The sequence below is a fragment of the Rhizobium lentis genome, from assembly GCF_017352135.1.
In the GTDB taxonomy this organism is placed as follows: Bacteria; Pseudomonadota; Alphaproteobacteria; order Rhizobiales; family Rhizobiaceae; genus Rhizobium; species Rhizobium lentis.
Genome location: NZ_CP071454.1, coordinates 1,654,848 through 1,674,902, shown reverse-complemented (window position 1 = coordinate 1,674,902; position 20,055 = coordinate 1,654,848). Strand labels below are relative to the sequence as shown.

Here is a 20,055-nt window from a genome sequence, read left to right as displayed (position 1 = left end):
CAGGAAAAAGTCCCTTCCCCAACCCATCCCCACAAGGGCCCACAGGGGAGAGGGGCTTCGATGCCGCACTGTCTCATCTCAAAACAGCCTCTCAGCCGACAGTACGGTCGCTATTGGGTGCGCCGGGACCTCCGCTAGGCCCCTCCCCTTGTGGGGAGGGGTTGGGGAGGGGTATGCCACTTCAACGTACCAACCGACGAGAGGGAATATCGCTTGCAGCACTGGCTCCAACTGATGGCGGAATCGCTGCCTTCGCTCCTGTGGGCAGGGCTGATCTTCACCATTCCACTGACCCTTCTGTCCTTCATCTTCGGCCTGATCCTTGGGCTGATCACCGCGATCGCCCGCCTTTTTGGCCCGTCGCCGGTCGCGATGATCGCCCGATTCTATGTCTGGGTCATTCGCGGCACGCCGCTGCTCGTCCAGCTCTTCGTGATCTTTTACGGCCTGCCGAGCGTCGGCATTCTGCTCGATGCCTTTCCGGCCGCGCTGATCGGCTTTACCTTGAATATCGGCGCCTACAGCTCCGAAATCATCCGCGCCGTCATTTCCTCCGTGCCGAAGGGCCAATGGGAAGCGGCCTATTCGATCGGCATGAGCTGGCGTCAGGCGATGAGCCGCACCATCCTGCCGCAGGCCGCCCGCGTCGCCGTGCCGCCGCTGTCGAATACCTTCATCTCGCTGGTCAAGGATACCTCGCTCGCGGCCGCCATCACCGTGCCGGAGCTCTTCCAGGTAGCCCAGCGTATCGTCGCCACCACGTATGAACCGTTGATCCTCTATATCGAGGCGGCGCTGATCTATCTCGTGCTGAGTTCCGTCCTCTCGCAACTTCAAGTGCGGTTGGAGCGCCGCTTCGCGCGTTACGGCGGCATGCTGGAGGCAAATGCATGATCGAGCTTTCCAACATCGAAAAGCGTTTCGGCGACGCCGTCGTTCTGAAGGATATCAGCGTCCGCATCCCCGAAGGCAGCGTCACTGCGCTGGTCGGGCCGTCGGGCGGCGGCAAAAGCACGCTGCTGCGCTGCATCAACCTGCTCGAAATCCCGACATCGGGCGCGATCCGCCTGGGAGAGGAGACGCTCTCTTTCGTGCCGGGCAAAAGAACGAGCTGGCAAGCGATTCAGAAGATCCGGCGCCAGACCGGCATGGTCTTCCAAAATTTCCAGCTTTTCCCGCATCAGACCGCGATCGAAAATGTGATGGAAGGTCTGGTAACGGTCTTGAAGTGGCCGAGGGAAAGGGCGCGCGAGCGCGCCACGGAACTTTTGACCAAGGTCGGCATGGCGCACAAGACCGATGCCTGGCCCGCGACGCTCTCGGGAGGCCAGCAGCAACGTGTGGCGATCGCCCGTGCGCTGGCGCCTTCACCACGCGTGCTTCTCTGCGACGAGCCCACGTCTGCGCTCGATCCGGAACTCTCGGCAGAAGTGGTCGATGTGCTCGGCCAGCTAGCCCGCGAAGGCACGACGATGGTCATGGCGACCCATGACCTGCGTCTCGCCTCGAAGATCGCCAATGACGTCGTCTTCCTGGAAGCCGGCAGTGTGGTGGAAACAGGCAGTGCCAGAACAATCTTTACCGCGCCCGAGCGCGAACGCACCAAGCGTTTCATCTCGACGATCAATGCCGCCCATACTTACGATATCTGACCTGTCTCACGTGAATCGTGATTCACGTGAGACGCTTTGCTAAGGCATGTCGCCCAATGCATAAAAACAAGAAGTTGAAGCGCGATAAGCGAATCTGAAAGATCGCGACGCGCGACCTGTCCTCAGGCCGAGGTGACGACCGAGCGCGCTGCCTTCAACGCATCGCCCCACCAGGTGAGCTGATCGAGCTGGTTCTTCGCCGCCTCGTTGAGGTGCGGGTAATCGCCAAGGCTCTTGCCTTCTTTGAGCACGCTCAGATATTCGCTGAAAGCGATGTGCACGCCCGTTTTCACCGAGGCAGCGCCCATTTCCACGAAGATCAGCCTCAGATGCTCGACGGCGCGCGCGCCTCCGACGCCGCCGTAGCCGACGAAGGCGACCGGCTTGTGGATGAACTCGCCGAGATCGATCGCGTTCTTCAGAACCGCCGTCGGCGCATGATTGTACTCGGCGACGGTGAAGATGTAGCCGTCAAATTCGCGCAGCTTCTTCTTCCAGCGCTCGGCAGTGTCGCTTTCCGCCGCGGTGGCGCGCTCTTCGCCAAAGAAATGCATGGGATAGTCGAGAAGATCGAGAACCTCGACTTCGAGATCGGAGCGTTGGCCGGCGAGCGCGGCAATCCATTTTGCCGGATGTTCCGCGAAACGGCCAATACGAGTGCTGCCGACAATGACGGCGATCTTCAATTTGCTCATGAAATCGTTTCCTGATTGATCTTGGGAGGGGCAGGCACGCAAGTCTACGAAAAAGCCTCCCCGCCGGGCAAGGCGAGGAGGCCGCTAGCTTTTCGAAAAACGCGGCCTTTTCACAGCCTAGCTCTACACAATCAGGTGATTAGCCCGACCGAGTAAGGGCGGGCGGACGAAACCTTTCGTGCGGTCGCTCATCCGCCGTAAACCACCAGCAGGTCCTTCGCATCGATCTGGTCGCCGGCTTTGACCAGCACTTCGGCAATGGTGCCGTCTTTTTCCGCATGGATCGCGGTTTCCATCTTCATCGCCTCGATCGAGACGAGCACATCACCGGCACTGACGGTCTGGCCGGACGAGGCGAACACACGGCTGATGACGCCGGGCATCGGTGCACCGACATGGGCGGCATTGCCCGGCTCGGCCTTGCGGCGCACGGCGGCCCCGGTCGCTCCATGGGCGCGGTCCGGCACCTTGATGCGGCGGGGCTGGCCGTTGAGCTCGAAGAAGACGGTGACCATGCCCTGGCTGTCGGTGGCGCTCATCGCCTGGTTGACGATGACGAGCGTCTTGCCCTTCTCGATATCGGCGAACAGTTCCTCGCCGTCCGCCAGCCCGTAGAAATAGGCCGGCGTCGGCAGCACCGAGACGGGGCCGTAGGTATCGGAGGCGAGCGCAAAGTCGGTGAAGACTTTCGGGTACATCAGATAGGAGGCAAATTCGAAGTCGCTGACCTCGCGCTCCAGCTTCGTCTCGATGACTTTGCGCTCGGCATCGAGGTCGGCCTCCTTCAGCAGCGAGCCGGGACGCACCGTATAGGCCTTGTCGCCCTTCAGCGCCTTCTTCTGCAGGGCTTCCGGCCAACCGGCCAGCGGCTGGCCGAGATCGCCCTTCAGCATCGAGACCACCGATTCCGGGAAGGAGACTTCGCGGTCCGGACTGACGACGTCGGCGACCGTGAGATCCTGGCTCACCATCATCAGCGCCATGTCGCCGACGACCTTGGAGGACGGCGTCACCTTGACGATATCGCCGAACATCTGGTTGGCGTCGGCATAGGCCTGCGCCACCTGGTGCCAGCGGGTCTCCAGCCCAAGCGAACGGGCCTGCTCCTTGAGATTGGTGAACTGGCCGCCCGGCATTTCATGAAGATAGACCTCCGATGCCGGTCCCTTCAGATCGCTTTCGAAGGCGGCATACTGATTGCGCACCGCTTCCCAATAGAAGGAGATGCGGCGGATCCATTCCGGATCGAGGCCCGGATCGCGCTCGGAACCGGAGAGCGCCTCGACGATCGAGCCGAGACACGGCTGCGAGGTATTGCCAGACAAAGCATCCATCGCCGCATCGACGGCATCGACGCCGGCCTCGACCGCGGCAAGAACGGTGGCAGCCGAAATGCCCGACGTGTCATGCGTGTGGAAGTGAATCGGCAGGCCGGTCGCCTCGCGCAGCGCCTTGAACAGAACCTTTGCCGCCGCAGGCTTCAAGAGGCCCGCCATGTCCTTGACCGCGATGATATGGGCGCCCGCCTTTTCGAGCTCGACTGCAAGGTCGGTATAATATTTCAGGTCGTACTTGGGGCGGGCCGAGTTCAGGATATCGCCGGTATAGCAGATCGCCGCCTCACAAAGCTTGTTTTCCTCGGCGATCGCATCCATCGAGACGCGCATGTTCTCGACCCAGTTCAGGCAGTCGAAAACGCGGAAGAGATCGATGCCACCCTTGGCCGCCTGGCGGACGAAGTATTTCACCACATTGTCGGGATAATTGGTGTAGCCCACACCATTGGCGCCGCGCAGCAGCATCTGCAGGAGAAGGTTCGGCGCGCCCTCGCGGACCAGCGCCAGCCGCTCCCACGGATCTTCGGTGAGGAAGCGCATGGAGACGTCGAAGGTGGCGCCGCCCCAGCATTCGAGCGAAAGCAGGTTCGGCAGCGCATGCGCGTAGGTGCCGGCGATGCGGGCGATGTCATAGGTGCGCATGCGGGTGGCAAGCAGCGACTGGTGGCCGTCGCGCATCGTCGTATCGGTCAGAAGCACGCGCTTCTCATTGCGCATCCATTCACCGAACTTCTTCGGGCCGAGCGTGTCGAGCAGCTGTTTCGTGCCGTCCTTCACCCCGTTGCCATTGGCATAGGGCACCACCGGTTTGGCGGCGTTTTCCAAGGGCTTGGGCCGGTCCTTGGCTTCGGGATGGCCGTTGACCGTGACATCGGCGAGGTAGGTCAAGAGCTTCGTCGCGCGGTCCTGACGCTTGACCTGCTGGAAGAGCTCCGGCGTCGTGTCGATGAAGCGGGTCGTGTAGCTGTTGTCCCGGAATTTGGGATGACCGATGATCGCCTCGAGGAAGGTCAGGTTGGTAGCCACACCACGAATACGGAACTCACGCAGCGCCCGGTCCATGCGGGAAATCGCTTCCGACGGGTTCGGCGCCCAGGCCGTCACCTTGACGAGCAGCGGATCGTAATAGCGGGTGATGATGGCGCCGGAATAGGAGGTGCCGCCGTCAAGCCGGATGCCGAAGCCGGACGCGGAGCGATAGGCGGTGATGCGACCGTAATCCGGAATGAAGTTGTGTTCAGGATCTTCCGTGGTGATGCGGCACTGCAGCGCATGGCCGTTGAGGCGGATATCCTTCTGCACGGGCACGCCCGATTCTGGGCTGCCGATCGCGAAACCGTCGAGGATATGGATCTGCGCCTTGACGATATCGATGCCGGTGACAACTTCGGTCACCGTATGCTCGACCTGAATGCGCGGATTGACCTCGATGAAGTAGAATTTGCCGGTGTCGGCATCCATCAGATATTCGACAGTGCCGGCACCGATATAATTGGTCGCCGCCGCGATCTTCAGCGAATAGGCGGCAAGCTCCTGGCGCTGCGCTTCCGAAAGATAGGGTGCGGGCGCGCGCTCGACGACCTTCTGGTTGCGGCGCTGGATCGAGCAGTCGCGCTCGAAGAGATGTACGACATTGCCGTGGGTATCGCCGAGGATCTGGCTTTCGACATGGCGGGCGCGCTCGACGAGCTTTTCCAGATAGACTTCGTCCTTGCCGAAGGCGGCCATCGCCTCGCGCTTGGCCTCGGTCACCTCGCGGGCAAGGTCTGCCTCGGCGCGGATGACGCGCATGCCGCGTCCGCCGCCGCCCCAGGAGGCTTTCAGCATGACGGGATAGCCGATCTCGGCCGCCATCCTGGCGACTTCCGTCATGTCATCAGGCAGCGGCTCCGTGGCCGGCACGACCGGCACGCCGACCGAAATCGCCAAATTGCGCGCCGCCACCTTGTTGCCGAGCTGGCGCATCGTATCGGCCTTCGGGCCGATGAAGATGATGCCGGCCTTGTTGCAGGCATCGACGAATTCAGGGCTTTCCGACAGCAGGCCGTAACCCGGATGGATGGCATCGGCGCCGGAGAGCTTGGCGACGCGGATCACCTCATCGATCGACAGATAGCTTTCGATCGGCCCGAGATCGCGCGCAAGATGCGGGCCCCGTCCGACCTGATAGCTCTCGTCCGCCTTGAAGCGGTGCAGCGCCAGCTTGTCCTCCTCAGCCCAGATCGCCACCGTTTTTATTCCAAGCTCGTTGGCAGCGCGGAACACGCGAATGGCGATTTCGGAGCGATTGGCAACGAGTATCTTGGAAATGGGCAAAACGGTCTCCTCCGACGTTCAGGCGCGGGCATGCTGCACCCGCGAAGAAAATTCTTAACTTCTTGTCAGATGAAGTTCAATTTCTCTTGCGACTGCGAAACGCAATTTCTCGCCATTCCAAGGAACGCCGCATCGGAGCACGTTTTCCGGTGACGTTTCTCAGCTTATCAGGCCGTGACGGAAGGCAAGCGCCACCGCCTGCTGCCTGTTCTTCGCCTTCAGCTTGGCCTGCAGACTATTCATGTACCAGTCGACGGTGTGGTTTGAGATCTTCAGCATCCTGCTGATCTCCATCGACGTCATGCCTTCGGCGAGATAATGCAGGATTTCCATCTCGCGCCGCGTCAGCGGCGTCTCGGTCGGCAGCATCGTTTCCAGCGTCTCGGCCTTGCCCGTCAAGTCGAGCAATCGCCAGAAGGCCTTGCGTGCCACGGCCTCGAACAGCGCAATTTCCACCGGCGACAATTCGATCGGCTTGCCGCCGAGGCTGAGGCTACCCAGAATGCCGTTGCGCCCATGGATCGGAAAGAGATAGCCGTCCTCCAATCCATGGCCGAAGGCATCGACCATCATCTGTTCCATGCGACGCCGATGCGCGTCGCCGTGGAACGCCGCCATGCTCTCCCGCCAACGGAAAGGCCGTTGCGCATGGGCGAGATAACGCACCCTCGGATCGATCCGGACATATTTCTTGGCGGCATATATCTGAAGCCATTGTTCCGGCCAGCGGCCGGCAAGCGGCGCAGCACGCAGTTCCATGGTCTGCTGAGCCGGGCTTTGCTGCAAATGACGCAGCAAACCGTAATATTCGAAACCGGAACTGTGGAGGCCCCGTTCGAGCTCAGTGACGACGGCATCCGGATTTGAGCATTCTTCCAAAATTACAAGCAATTGAATTAACGAACTAATATTCACAAAAACGCCCCTTGTCCGGACCTGGTGCCCGCGTCGAGGCCGTTGGCGGCTTTTCAGATTGGTCGCGAAACGGTCTTCTTCAATAAATGCAGTCTCTAATGTAATGCTGCGCTAAACATTTATTAAAATGCAAGCGGAAATTGTCGTGAGATATAATCGGACAGCCATTTCGGCACCAGACCCAGATGCCAAAAAAATCTGACTGGCCCGCGAATGATCCCCCTGTCCTATCCTATTGATGCGGTTTCGAATTCGTTGCATTTCTGCGATGGTGAAATCAGGTTATTTGTCCCTCGGCCGAAGCCCGGATTCTTCGTTAATCGCCGGTTCAGGTAGTCTTTTGTAGCATCGCGCCTCATCCCGTTTTCGCAGATGCACAAGAGGTTAGACGTGTCGCTATTCAAGGTCTATGCAAGAGCTCTGCGCTATCTTGGCGCTTACAAGCTCCGCGTATCCCTGGTCGTTATCGCCAACATTGTTCTGGCGACCATCACCATTGCGGAACCGATCCTGTTCGGTCGCATTATCGATGCGATCTCGGGCAAGGGTGAAGTCAAGCCCATTCTTTTCATGTGGGCGGCCTTCGCAGTGTTCAACACCATCGCCTTCGTTCTGGTCTCCAGGGAGGCCGACCGGCTTGCCCATGGCCGGCGGGCAACGCTGCTGACGGAAGCCTTCGGCCGCATCATTTCCATGCCGCTTGCCTGGCATCATCAGCGCGGCACCTCCAACGCGCTGCATACGCTGCTGCGCGCCTGCGAGACGCTGTTCGGCCTCTGGCTGGAATTCATGCGCAACCATCTGTCAACGGTCATCGCGCTTGCCCTGCTGGTGCCGACCGCAATATCGATGGACTTGCGTCTTTCCGCCGTGCTCATCGTGCTGGGCATTGCCTATTGGCTGATTGGCCGCGTGGTCATGAGCCGCACCAAGGATGGCCAGGCCTCGGTCGAAAATCATTACCATACCGTCTTCTCACATGTCAGCGACTCGATCAGCAACGTTTTCGTTCTGCATAGCTACAACCGCATCGAAGCTGAAACCAAGGCGTTGAAATCCTTCGCCGACCGGCTGCTCGAAGCGCAGTATCCGGTGCTCGACTGGTGGGCGATCGCCAGCGCGCTGAACCGTATGGCCTCGACCATCGCGATGATGGTGGTCCTGATTATCGGTACGATGCTCGTTCAGTCCGGCCAGCTGCGCGTCGGTGACGTCATCGCCTTCATCGGCTTTGCAAACCTGCTGATTGCCCGTCTCGACCTGATGCGTCAATTCGCCACGCAAATCTTCGAAGCCCGTTCCAAGCTCCAGGACTTCTATACGCTTGAAGATTCCGTGCGTGAACGTGAAGAGCCGGCCGGCAACGGCGAGATCAAGAACGTCAAGGGTGCGGTCGAATTCCGCGATGTCTCCTTCGGCTTCGGCAACAGCTCGCAGGGCCTGCACAATGTCTCCTTCTCGGTGAAGGCAGGCCAGACGGTCGCCATCGTCGGCCCGACCGGGGCCGGTAAGACGACGCTGGTCAACCTGCTGCAGCGGGTCTACGATCCGCAGGGCGGCCAGATCCTCGTCGACGGCACCGATATCACCAAGGTGACCCGGAAGTCGCTGCGTCGCCATATCGCTACCGTCTTCCAGGATGCTGGCCTGCTGAACCGTTCGATCAGCGACAACATCCGCCTCGGCCGCGAAGGCGCGAGCGAGGAGGACATGCGCCGTGCGGCCGAAGCCGCCGCCGCCGCCGACTTCATCGAGACGCGTGAGGATCGTTACGATACCCATGTCGGCGAGCGCGGCAACAAGCTCTCCGGTGGTGAACGTCAGCGCATCGCGATTGCCCGCGCCATCCTAAAGGATGCGCCGATCCTGGTGCTCGATGAGGCAACTTCGGCACTTGACGTCGAGACCGAAGCCCGCGTCAAGGCCGCGATCGACAATCTGCGTCAGAACCGCACCACCTTCATCATCGCCCACCGCCTCTCGACGGTTCGCGAGGCCGATATGGTGCTCTTCCTGGATGACGGTCGCGTCGTGGAACAGGGCGGCTTCGACGAACTCAGCCATAGCAATGGCCGCTTTGCCGCTCTGCTGCGCGCCAGCGGCATCCTGACTGACGAAGAAGTCCGCAAGGCCCACACCACCGAAGCCGCCTGATCGGTTCGGAATTCAAGATAAAGGCCGGAAGCGTGGACGCGCTTCCGGCCTTTTGTTTTGTCTGGGCTAGAGCCTTTCCTGGTCAGATTGAAGCATTCTGCCGGAGCAGGTTTCCGTCAGGGCAAAGGCGATTGGCGACGGGCATACCCCTCGGTACGTCCGTGCCGATCGCCTTTGATCCTAGCTAGAGATGCCCGGCCCACCGGCCGCACCGCTTCGCCACGGCGAAGCGATAAGTGCGTCCGGCGATTCTAAAGTCTTGCAGATTTGCAAGGCAAATCTGCGGGAGGGTTGGCTGAAACGGGCCGTCTGATCGACCGGCGGGCTTGGCCGTAGAGCTGGGCTACGACTCGCGCCGGCCGGTCGACCATCTGACTCCGTTTGAGCCAACAGAATGATTCAATCTGATCAGGAAAGGCTCTAACGGACGAATGAGTTGCGGTAAAGCTTCCGCGGCGCCCGCCTTGACCCAGGCAGTCTCCTGCACGTCCTATGCTTCTCGTGGTCGGCAGCGCGCAGGCAGGGTCTTCAGATGGCGCGACATTCCGGCGGGGCCGGTCGATTGATCGACCCGCCGATCTCCGTTACCCTCTCGTTGCTATCCGATACCCAGGAGAGCGAAATGAAAGTCCTGCGCATCGTCGCCAATATCCAGGCGACCGACATCATGGCCGCCAAACGCTTTTATCAGGATATTCTCGGGCTCGATCTGATGATGGATCTCGGCTGGATTACTACGTTTGGCGCGAATACGTCTATGAAGGTTCAGCTCAGCGTCGCCAGCCAAGGCGGCTCGGGGACTCCGGTGCCCGATCTCTCCATCGAGGTGGACGATCTCGACGGCGCGCTCGAGGCGATGTCGGCTGCCGGCATTCCGATCGAATATGGACCAGCCGATGAGCCTTGGGGCGTCAGGCGCTTCTACGTGCGCGATCCTTTCAACCGGCTGGTAAACATTCTCGTTCACAAGAATTGAGTGGGCGGCGTTCCAGCGCACGTGTCTTCAGACGCGCGAGGGACGCCGCAGCATGTTTAGTCCAACCGATACCGATTTCGGGACGGTCCGCTCAACCAGCTCTTCAACCAGGCAAGTCGAACCCTATTTCCGATTGGTCCGGCGATAGGTATTTGCCGCGCCGTCAACCCGTACGGGCACCGGGACGGCGGCAATCTTCGTGACGAGCTTGTTCTTGATCTTGCCTTGCTGGCGCTTGTGCTCAAGGTAATAGGCATAGGCGAATTGCGAGGCAAGGCCGGCGATAACGAAGAGCGGGCCAACCAGCGGATCCTTGTTGGTGATGTAGAGCACGACCTGGCCGATCATGGCGAGGATCGTGCCGGCGACGAAAATGTTCAGCGAGTGGCGGCCGAGGATCGTCAGCGGGTGGTCCGCGGGACGCCGCAGGATGCGCGATAGGGCCGGGATGCTGATGACGAGATAGGTCAGCGCCAGCACATGCAGCAGGCGCGGCAGCGACAGGAAGGTCTTGTCGAAACCGGTGATCACGGTCGGCAGGCCCAACGCTGCCAGCGAATTGCCGAAAATCCAGAGATGCCCGGTCACCCAGATGAAGGACAGCACGACATAACCGCCCGCGACCGCCAGAAGCAGCGGATGGCGCGGGATCGTGCCGCCGCGCTTGATATGCAGGATCGAGACGACGCCGATCGAAAACAGGAACTGCCAGGAGAGCGGATTGAGGAACCAGTAGCCTTCGATCAGCATGTTGTGCGGCGCCACCTGATAGATGCCGGCAAGCAGCCAGACCGTTGCGGAAACGCCGAGCGCCAGCAGCGGGCTTCGCTCGTTCAGGAGAAGCAGGATAGGCACCATGAGCAGCAAGGCGCCGTACATCGGCAGGATGTTGTTGTAGCCGATCTGGTGACCGAGCAGCAGCAGCGCCGGGATGCCCTCCTTCAGGTTCATCAAAACCGCCAGGATATTGATCTCGACCAGCAGTCCCGGCCGGTGGAACAGCCAGGCACCACAGATGAAGAGCGCCAGCGTCATGAATGTCGTGATCATATGGGCGAGGTAGAGCGTGAATGCCCGCTTCGCCGCCTTGATCGCCATTCGGAGCCGGTTGCCGGGCTCGAAGCGGGTCCCGTAAGCAAGGCCGACGGCAATGCCCGATATCAGCACGAAGGCCTCCGCGGCATCGGAGAAGCCGAAATTCTTCGTCGTCGCATATTCGAAGATCTGCCCGGGAACATGATTGATGAAGATCATGATCAGGGCCAGGCCACGCAGCACATCAAGCCGTGTATCGCGCCCCGGCGCAGCTGCGGATAGGGAACTGCGCTCGGCGCCGATGGCTTCGGTCAGCGTGCTTGCCATGAGGTGTCTCCTGTTTGTCCGATTTGCAAACGCGACGACGGCCAAAAGGGTTCCCTTTTGGCCGTTCGCGAATCGCCGTGATGTCAGCGTGGAGAAACGCTTTATCCGAGCGGATATCCCTCGTCGGGATCGGCGACTTCGCTGCCGTTGATCGACAGAGTGTAGCCGCTGGCATTGGACGCTTTTGAGACCGAAATGCGGTATTTGGCGCCGCCCTGTTCCACCTCTGCCGCAAAACCGTCCCATTCCGACGGGAGCGACGGACGCACGCAAAGCCGGCCGTCCTTCAACCGGATACCGAGAATGCCTTCGACGGCAGCCCGGTAGAGCCAGCCAGCCGATCCGGTATACCAGGTCCAGCCGCCGCGCGACGTATAGGGCTCATGCCCATAGACGTCGGCTGCCACGACGTAAGGCTCGACCCGGTACTGTTCGGCCGAGGCCTTATCGCGCGCATGGGTGATCGGATTGAGGATCTGGAAGCAGCGCATCGCGTCGTCGCCCCGCTTCAGTTCCGCCAGCGCCATCACCACCCAGGTCGCGGCATGGGTATATTGCCCGCCGTTTTCGCGCACGCCCGGCGGATAAGCCTTGATATAACCGGGATCCCTGGCGGAATTGACGAAAGGCGGCGTGAAAAGCCGGATAATTCTCGCCTGCTCGTCGACCAGCTGGTCGAGCACGGCATCCATCGCCTTTGCGGCACGGGCTGGGTCGCCCTCGCCGGACAGAACGCTCCAGGATTGTGCGATTGAATCGATCCGGCATTCCGGGCTCTCCTTGGAGCCGAGCAGCGCGCCGTCGTCGAATGTGCCGCGACGATAATAGCCGCCGTCCCAGGCGGCGGTTTCGAGCGCTTTCTTCAGCTCGGCAAGATGCGCCGACCAACGCTTCGCACGAGCCGTGTCGCCGCGCTCTTCGGCATAGGGGATGAAGGAGCGCAATGCACCGGCCAGGAACCAGCCGAGCCAGACGCTTGTGCCGCGTCCGCCGATACCGACGCGGTTCATGCCGTCGTTCCAGTCGCCGCCGAGAAACAGCGGCAGGCCGTTCGCGCCCTTGCGGGCGATGGCCAGATCGAGCGCCAGCGCCGCATGTTCGTAGACGCTGGCTTTGTCCTCCGAAATCTCCGGCTTGTAGAAAGAATCGTGCTGACCTTCGAGAAGAGCGGGGCCTTCCAGGAAGGCAAGCTCCTCGTCGAGCACGCTCTTGTCGCCGGTGACGCTGCAATAGTGATGGATTGCATAACTCAGCCAGACGACGTCGTCCGAGATCATCGTGCGAACACCGGCCCCCGTCCCCGGCAGCCACCAATGTTGGACGTCGCCTTCGCGGAATTGACGCGAGGCGGCGTTCAAGATCTGCCGGCGGGCGATCGAGGGTTCATGCAGCAGGAAGGCCAGGGTGTCCTGCAGCTGGTCGCGGAAGCCGAAGGCACCGCTTGCCTGATAAAATGCAGTGCGGGCCATGATGCGGCAGCCGAGGCTCTGATAGGGCAGCCAGGTGTTGACGAGATTGTTCATCCCGCGATCCGGCGTCGAGATTTGCAGCCGGCCGGTGAAATCGCGCCAGAAGGCGCGGTTCGCCTCGACGGCATCGTCGAACGAAACCCTGCGGATATCGGCGATGACGGCACGCGCTTCTTCCTCCGTTGGCGTATCGCCGAGGTAGAAGGTGAAATCGCGCTCCTCGCCGGCCCCGAGTTCGATATCGATTGCGAGAGCCGCAGCCGGATCACCGTCGAGTTCGGTGGCCCCCGAAAGGGCCGCGGCGGCGGTGACGGCCTGCGGCCTCTGGATCGTCCCTGCCTTGCCGATGAATTCGCGCCGGCTTGCCGAGAAGCTCGAAAGCGTCTCGCTTGCCGCGAAGAAGGCGGTTCGGTTGGAAAAATCGATGCTGTAGGGATTGGTGGCAAACAGCGCTCCCGTCTTTTCGTCATGCCTCGACAGGATGAAGGGGGCCGTTCGTGCGGGATTGCTGCCGAGGACCCATTCGACATAACCATAGAGACGCAGCTTGCGGCCGGTCGAACCGGTGTTGCGCAGACGCAGGCGCTGCAGCTTCACCGGCCTCTCGCGGTCGATGGTCTGCGCCAGCTCGAGCGCGATCTCGTGCTGAACGGTGGAGAAGACGGAGTAGCCGAGGCCGTGGCGGGCTTCGAAACGAATATCAGGCCGGCGCGAAAGCGCCGCGAACGGCGTCATGACGGCACCGCTTTCGAGATCGGCGAGATAGAAAGCCTCCCCGGACCGGTTGACCACCGCATCGTTCGACCAGGAGGTCAGCTGGTAATCGCGCGAATTGACGCTCCAGGTGAAACCTGCGCCTTCGGCCGACACGTGGAAGCCGAACTTGTCATTGGAGATGACGTTGATCCAGGGCTGCGGCGTCGCGTGACCCCCGGGCAGGCGAACGACATATTCGCGGCCGTCGCCGGCAAAGCCGCCAATGCCGTTCCAGAAGTCGAGGTCGCCTTCCTCCTCGATGACAACTGCCGGCACGACAGGCGGCGGCACCGGCGCGATGCGCTTGACCGGCGCCTTGTTGCGCTCGGCGCGCTCCATCTCCTGCAGTTCTTCCTTCGAAGGCGCAAACAGGGCGACGGCGCGGTTGATCTGGTCGACCACCTTTCCGTTCTTTGCATGCAGGGTTACGCGGGAAGCCGCGATCAGCGCGCGATAGGTCTCCTCCTCCATCAGGTCCTTTCGGACCGCGAAGATATGCTGGCGCAACCCGTCGGCCTGGCCGATGCGGCGCACGTTCTCGCACATGGCGTCGAGCGCGTGCTGCATGTCCTGCGCATAGGACGAAGCGCGTTCGTTCATGATGACGAGATCGGCGGTGACGCCACGCGAGCGCAGATATTCCTGCGCCAGCAGCGCCTCGCGGGCGATGTCGAGATCCATATCGTCGGTGACGCGCAGCGTGAAGATCGGGAAGTCGCCGGAGATCGCCAGCGGCCAAAGCGCCGATTGCGACTGCAGGCCGGCCTCGACGGTGGCCTCATCCTTGCGCAACTGCATATCGGGATAGACGAGGTAGCGTCCGAGATGCTGGAAGGCCGCCGCCTGCTGCGAGGTGACGCCGACGTGGCGCATCTGCACCTGCGTGCGTGTCCATGCCAGGACGAGCTCATGGTTGAAGGCGTCGGGATGACGATAGCGATTGACTGCCTTGTCACCTTCGTCGCGGCTTGGCGCGGCGATCGTCCAGAAGAACACGCTGACTTTCTTGCCTGCCGGCACGCGCACGGTGCGCCGCAGCGACATCACCGGATCGAGCATAAAGCCATCGCTGCCGGAAAGTGTCGCGCCCGGATCGAAAGCCGCCGCGTCGGTAAGGGTGCGCCCGCGGCCGATGAACTTGCGTCTGTCGGTTTCGAATTCGGTATGGCGGGTGTCCCCGGCATTGTCGACGATCAGATGTGCGATGCTGATGTTCGGCTCGTTCGGATCGCGCTTGTTGCGTTCGGCGCGGATCACATCACCGCGTTTGCCGATCTCGGTCTTGACGAACATGCGGGCGAAGGCGGGATGTGCAGCATCAGCATCATCGGAGGTGAGGACTGGCTCAAGATAGGAGGTGACCTCGATGAAACGGTCTTCCGTGCCCATGTTGAGGAGGGTCACGCGACGGGCCTCGGCATCATGCTCGGTGGCGATGATGCATTCCACTTCGCTCGTGAGATCACCGACCGTCTTGGTGAACTGCGCCTTCTCGTCGGCGAACTCGACCTTGACCTTCTCGCCCTCGACGCGCTTCGGTTCTGCTGTCGCCGACCACCATTCGTTGGTGGCGGTATCGCGCAGGAAGATGAAAGTGCCCCAGCGGTCTTCGGTCGGATCGGCCTTCCAGCGGGAAACCGAAAGCCCGTTCCAGCGGGAATAGCCGGCGCCTGTCGCCGTCAGCATCAGCGAGTAATGGCCGTTCGACAGGAACACGAGTTCGCGGTCGCGCGACGCCGGATCGCTGATCTTCCGGATTTCCGGCCGCATCAGATCGTCCTGGATGCTGGCCGGCGTATCGGATTCATGTTTGCCGCTCATGACGGGAATGTCGCGCGGCGCCTTTTCCTGCAGCAGAAGTTCCGCCGCCTCGATGACCGGGTCGGAGTGGAAGAGTTCGCGAAGGTGGCCGTTGAAGGCGACGTTGGCGACGGCCGCGATCGACATGCCGTGATGGTGGGCATAATAATTGTAGACCACTGCGCATTTCTTGCCTTCCGGCACGCGCGTCGGCGTGAAATCGACGGCGTCGTGGAAGCCGAACTTGCCGAGCGCGCCGACCTTGCGCAGCCTCTGCAGGTTTTCGAGCGCGCCCGGCGGGTCGTACTGGCTGGCAAGCAGCGAAGCATAGGGCGCGATGACGGCGTTGTGGCCGAGGCCACGCTTGAGACCGAGCGTCGGCACGCCGAAATTCGTGTACTGATAGTTGAGGTTATGATCGCGGGCATTGAACGCCGCTTCCGAAATGCCCCACGGAATACCGAGCTTGCGGGCATAGTTCATCTGTTCGACGACGACCAGATTGTTCGTCTGGTTGAGAATGCCTCCGCCGCGCTCCTGCATGACGAGCGGCGGCATCAGATATTCGAACATTGAGCCAGACCAGGAAACCAGCGCGCCACGTGACCCCACAGGCACGACCTGGCGGCCGAGGCGATACCAGTGCTCAGTCGGCAGATCGCCCTTGGCGATGCCGAAGAGGCTGGTCAGGCGGCATTCGGAGGCCAGGAGATCGTAGCAGGCCTGGTCGAGCTCGCCGCTTTCGACGCGGTAGCCGATCGACAGCAGGCGCCGTTCCGGCCGGAACAGGAAGCCGAAATCCATCGAGAAGGCAAGATCCCGGGCCTTGTCGCGCAACGCCACCAGGCGCGGCCTGAGCGCATCGACCTTGGAAAGATCGAACGTGCTGTCTGATATATGTGCCTCGCAGACCTTCACCAGCGACGCCGCCCACTGGGTGACCTCTTCGCTCTGCTTCGACTTGACCTCATGGTCGAGATTGGCGGCGAGCTTCTCGATGTCGCGCGCGAGGACGGCGAGGTTGATGATGCGGATCGAGGCGAATTCGTGCTCGCGTTTGACCGCGGCAAGCGCATTCTGGAAGCCGACGATGCGTTCTTCCAGGCGCCGGCGCAACGGGCGCACGGTCTTGCGGTCGTCGGGCAGGTCCGCCAGCACTTCGCCGAGAATGCCGGCCGTGTCGCCGACGCCGTCGAGATTGCCCTGCATGTGGGCAGAGGGTGCCTCGGCCCAGTTGCGGCAGGCCGACGAAATGGCGATCAGATGACCGGCGAGATTGCCGCTGTCGACGGACGAGACGTATCGAGGGCCGAGCGTCTGGAGCGTATCGGTGTGATACCAGTTGAACAGATGGCCGCGGAATTTCTCCATCTTGTCGATCGTCGCAATGGTCTGCTCCAGCCGTTCGATCGTTTCCTCGAAGGAGAACCAGCCGAAATGCCGGCCGGAAACGACCGAGAGCAGGTAGACGCCGATATTGGTCGGCGAGGTGCGAGCCGCGACGATGACATGCGGGGTTTCCTGGATATTGTCCGGCGGCAGATAATTCTGCTCGGCCGTTGTGAAGGTCTCGAAATAGCGCCAGGTGCGCCGGGCGATCTTGCGCAGCTCGCTCGACACGGAATCGGCGACCTCAAGCCGGTCCTCGGTCTCGGCCGACTGGCTGACATACCAGGCGACGACAGGCGAGAGGATCCACAGGAGTGCGAAGGGGATGCCGACGAGGAAGGCGCTGTCGCCGGGAAGGGCTGCAAAACCAAGCGCCAGCAGCGCCAGCACCGGCGCATGCCACATCTGCTTGTAATAAGAGGCGAGGGTGCCTTGTCCGCCGGCCTGAACGCTGGCGGCGGTTCGCCACTGCAGCATCAGCTTGCGGCTGACGAACAGGCGGTAAAGCGAACGGCCGATCGCGTCCGCCATCATCGCCGCCGAATCTGCAATGAAGACGATCCGCAACGCGACCTGCGCATTGGCAGCCGTAATATCCGACCAGACCGTATAGAGATGGGCGCGGGCCACGATATCGCTTGTGCGTGGGATGATGCCGTTGATGAGCGACAGGGTCGGTGCCACGAAGAGGCAGAAGATCAGCAGAATCTGCCAGACGAGCGCGCCGAGCGGACCCATGAAATACCAGCCGAGCACTGAGGCGAAGAACCAGGCGATCGGCGTCAGCGAACGGCGCAGATTGTCGAACATCTTCCAGCGGCCGAGTGCCGTGACGCCGTATTTCGGATTGAACATGTAGGGCAGGAGCTGCCAGTCGCCGCGCGCCCAACGATGCTGGCGCGATGTTTCCACCTCATAGCGGATCGGGAAATCCTCGACCAGTTCGAGATCGGTGACGAGCGCGCAGCGCGCCATCGAGCCTTCGAGAAGGTCGTGGCTCAGGACCGAATTTTCCTCGATCCGGCCCTTCAGCGACGCTTCGAAGGCATCGACGTGATACAGACCCTTGCCGGTGAAAGTGCCTTCGCCGGCCAGATCCTGATAGACGTCGGAAACGGTGAAGACATAAGGGTCGAGGCCGCGGTTGATCGAGAACACGCGCTGGAAGACCGAGGCGTCCTTACCCGTCGTCAACGACGGGGTGACGCGCGGCTGCAGCACGCCATAGCCGCTTTCGACACGGCCGGTTTTCGGATTGATGACCGGGCGGTTGATCGGATGATAAAGCTTGCCGACGAGTTTGGTGACGGCGTCGCGCATCAGCCGCGTATCGGCATCGAGCGTCATGACATATTGCACGTTGGCCGGCACTGCATTGGCGCCCGGCAGGTAGGTCGTATCCCGGTCGCCGCGCAGAAGCATGTTCAGCTCGTGCAGCTTGCCGCGCTTGCGCTCCCAGCCCATCCACACGCCTTCCGAGGGATTGTAGAGGCGGCGGCGATGCAGGAGGTAGAAGCGTGTCTTGCCATCATAGGCATAGCGGGCCGAAAGATTGGCGATCTCCCGGCGCGCATAATCGAGAACCTCGAGATCGGCAGGCGTTTCCTCGACGTCGCTGTCCGGCCAGTCGCTGAGCAGGGCAAAATAGATCTCGCCCCGCGGGTTGGCGAGGTAATGGACTTCGAGGTTGCGGACGTGGTCGTCGACGCTGTCGCGGTTCGAAATCAGGCAGGGCACGACGAGCAGCGTGCGTGCGTCCTCCGGAATGCCTTCCTTGAATTCGTAACCGACGAGGCGGGCCGGCGTGACGAAGAAGGAAAGCAAGGTGTTGAAGAGACCGGTCGCGCCTTCCGAGGCCGGCAGCGAGAACATGATCAGCAGGACGGCGATTTCGACCGGACCCATGCCGGCATTCGCCATGAACCTGCCGACGGTGGCCATGGCGATGATCGTCAGCAGCACAACAGGCACGGCGATCGCCAGCCAGTTGAACCGGCGCACGGCGCGCACGAAATTCTGGGTGATCGTCGGGCGGTAATTCGCCCGTGCCTCGAGCTTCGGGCGCTGTGCGCCGGAGAGGAAGCCGCCGACATTCGGCTCATGCGGCTGCGGCTCGTCAGAGGCCTTGGCGGCCTCGGTCATGTCGAGCGCCAGCTGGGCAATCTCCATTTCGGTCAGCGGCGAGCGCTTGGCCAGCTTCTCGATCTGCTTGCGATATTTGTTGCGCGAGCCGGAATCGAGGATGCCGTAATCCGAATGCTCCCAGAGCAGCTTGTCGACATGGCTGACCTGCTCGACCCAGACCGACCATTCGGTGTCGTCGATCTCGCGAAGGCTGCGGATGATGTTGCCCATCGTCACGTTGCCGGAAGAGAGACGGCTGTGTTCGGCCGTCGTCGCCTCTTCGGTGTTGCGACCCAGTTCTTCCAGCCGCTCGTCGAGCCAGGTGATCGCCAGGCTTGACGTCTGCGAGCCGTCACGCAGGCGATAGAGGAACTGCGTCGAGAAGGTGTTGTCTTCGGCAAGCGGTTCCAGCGTCTTCAGATAGGCGGCGGCCTTGGCCGGATCGGTCAGGCGGATCAGTTCGTCGGCCGCTTCGTTGGCGCGGCGGCGCAGGCGGCGACTGGCTTCGACACGGCTGGAAATGCGGCGGAGGTTTTCCACGAGCACGTAGCGCACGAGCGACGGCAAGGCCCAGAGTTCGCCGATCCTCAGCGTCTCGCTGGCCTGGAAGCCGTCGACCAGCGCCGTCAGACTTTCCTGCGAGATCGTGCTGTGCGTATGGGCGACATAGAGCCAGGCAAGCACCAGCGTGCGCGGGATCTTGACGCCATCGACAACCATAGTCGGCAATTCCCGATAGAAGCGCCGAGGGAAGTCGCGCCGCACCTCCTGGATCGCCTCTTCGACGATATAGTGATTGTCCAGCAGCCATTCGGCCGCCGGCGTAATTGTCTCGCCGGCCTCTACGTCGGTCGCCGTCGTCCGGTAGACGCGCAGGATTTCCTTCTCGTTTTCCTTATGGCGCGCGAAGAAGTCGAAGGTGGCGAAAGCCGGCAGCTTGTCGACGCCGTTGCGGGCGACCGCATCGCCCATCGCCTTGATGTCCTCGATGGAAAGGTAGGTCGAGCGGATCGAATCGTTGTGATCGATCTGCTTCATCTCGGGCTCGCGGGAAAGGCTCGGGGAAAGATTGGCAATAGACATGGGTTCGGTTCTGGATCCAAACAAAGT

General features: G+C 61.6%; 9 protein-coding genes. 4 read left to right on the top strand and 5 right to left on the bottom strand.

Features of this window, described 5'->3' with window-relative positions; genetic code table 11:
- Window positions 1-213: 213 nt before the first annotated feature.
- Together J0663_RS08030 and J0663_RS08025 are read left to right on the top strand one after the other, a co-directional pair.
- Window positions 214-894 carry an amino acid ABC transporter permease gene (locus J0663_RS08030; protein ID WP_207243896.1) on the top strand — a complete coding sequence of 227 codons (681 nt, stop codon included), beginning with the start codon at window positions 214-216 and terminating at the stop codon, window positions 892-894.
- On the top strand, window positions 891-1,652 hold the full coding sequence (locus J0663_RS08025) for an amino acid ABC transporter ATP-binding protein (protein ID WP_207243895.1): 762 nt from the start codon (window positions 891-893) through the stop codon (window positions 1,650-1,652). Before J0663_RS08030 ends, J0663_RS08025 begins: the two co-directional genes overlap by 4 nt.
- A 122-nt stretch (window positions 1,653-1,774) precedes the next feature.
- On the opposite strand, the gene J0663_RS08020 is transcribed toward J0663_RS08025, so the two are convergent.
- The 3 genes from J0663_RS08020 to J0663_RS08010 all read right to left on the bottom strand — a co-directional run bounded on the left by J0663_RS08020 (window position 1,775) and on the right by J0663_RS08010 (window position 6,915).
- Window positions 1,775-2,347, bottom strand: a complete 573-nt coding sequence (locus J0663_RS08020; protein ID WP_207243894.1) for an NADPH-dependent FMN reductase — start codon at window positions 2,345-2,347, stop codon at window positions 1,775-1,777.
- Between the two features lie 188 nt (window positions 2,348-2,535).
- Window positions 2,536-6,000, bottom strand: coding sequence for a pyruvate carboxylase (gene pyc / locus J0663_RS08015; protein WP_207243893.1), 3,465 nt, complete (start codon window positions 5,998-6,000; stop codon window positions 2,536-2,538).
- 159 nt (window positions 6,001-6,159) lie between these two features.
- Complete coding sequence (locus J0663_RS08010) at window positions 6,160-6,915, bottom strand: helix-turn-helix transcriptional regulator (protein ID WP_207243892.1); 756 nt, start codon at window positions 6,913-6,915, stop codon at window positions 6,160-6,162.
- A gap of 390 nt (window positions 6,916-7,305) precedes the next feature.
- On the opposite strand from J0663_RS08010, the gene J0663_RS08005 reads away from it, so the two are divergent.
- A complete protein-coding gene (locus J0663_RS08005; RefSeq protein WP_207243891.1) occupies window positions 7,306-9,069 on the top strand; it encodes a glucan ABC transporter ATP-binding protein/ permease in 1,764 nt (587 codons plus the stop codon).
- A 622-nt stretch (window positions 9,070-9,691) separates the two neighbouring features.
- Window positions 9,692-10,045 carry a VOC family protein gene (locus J0663_RS08000; protein WP_207243890.1) on the top strand — a complete coding sequence of 118 codons (354 nt, stop codon included), beginning with the start codon at window positions 9,692-9,694 and terminating at the stop codon, window positions 10,043-10,045.
- Between the two features lie 123 nt (window positions 10,046-10,168).
- On the opposite strand, the gene J0663_RS07995 is transcribed toward J0663_RS08000, so the two are convergent.
- Window positions 10,169-11,407, bottom strand: a complete 1,239-nt coding sequence (locus J0663_RS07995; RefSeq protein ID WP_207243889.1) for an OpgC family protein — start codon at window positions 11,405-11,407, stop codon at window positions 10,169-10,171.
- A gap of 101 nt (window positions 11,408-11,508) precedes the next feature.
- Window positions 11,509-20,028 carry a glycoside hydrolase family 94 protein gene (locus tag J0663_RS07990; RefSeq protein ID WP_207243888.1) on the bottom strand — a complete coding sequence of 2,840 codons (8,520 nt, stop codon included), beginning with the start codon at window positions 20,026-20,028 and terminating at the stop codon, window positions 11,509-11,511.
- Between the last annotated feature and the right edge of the window lie 27 nt (window positions 20,029-20,055).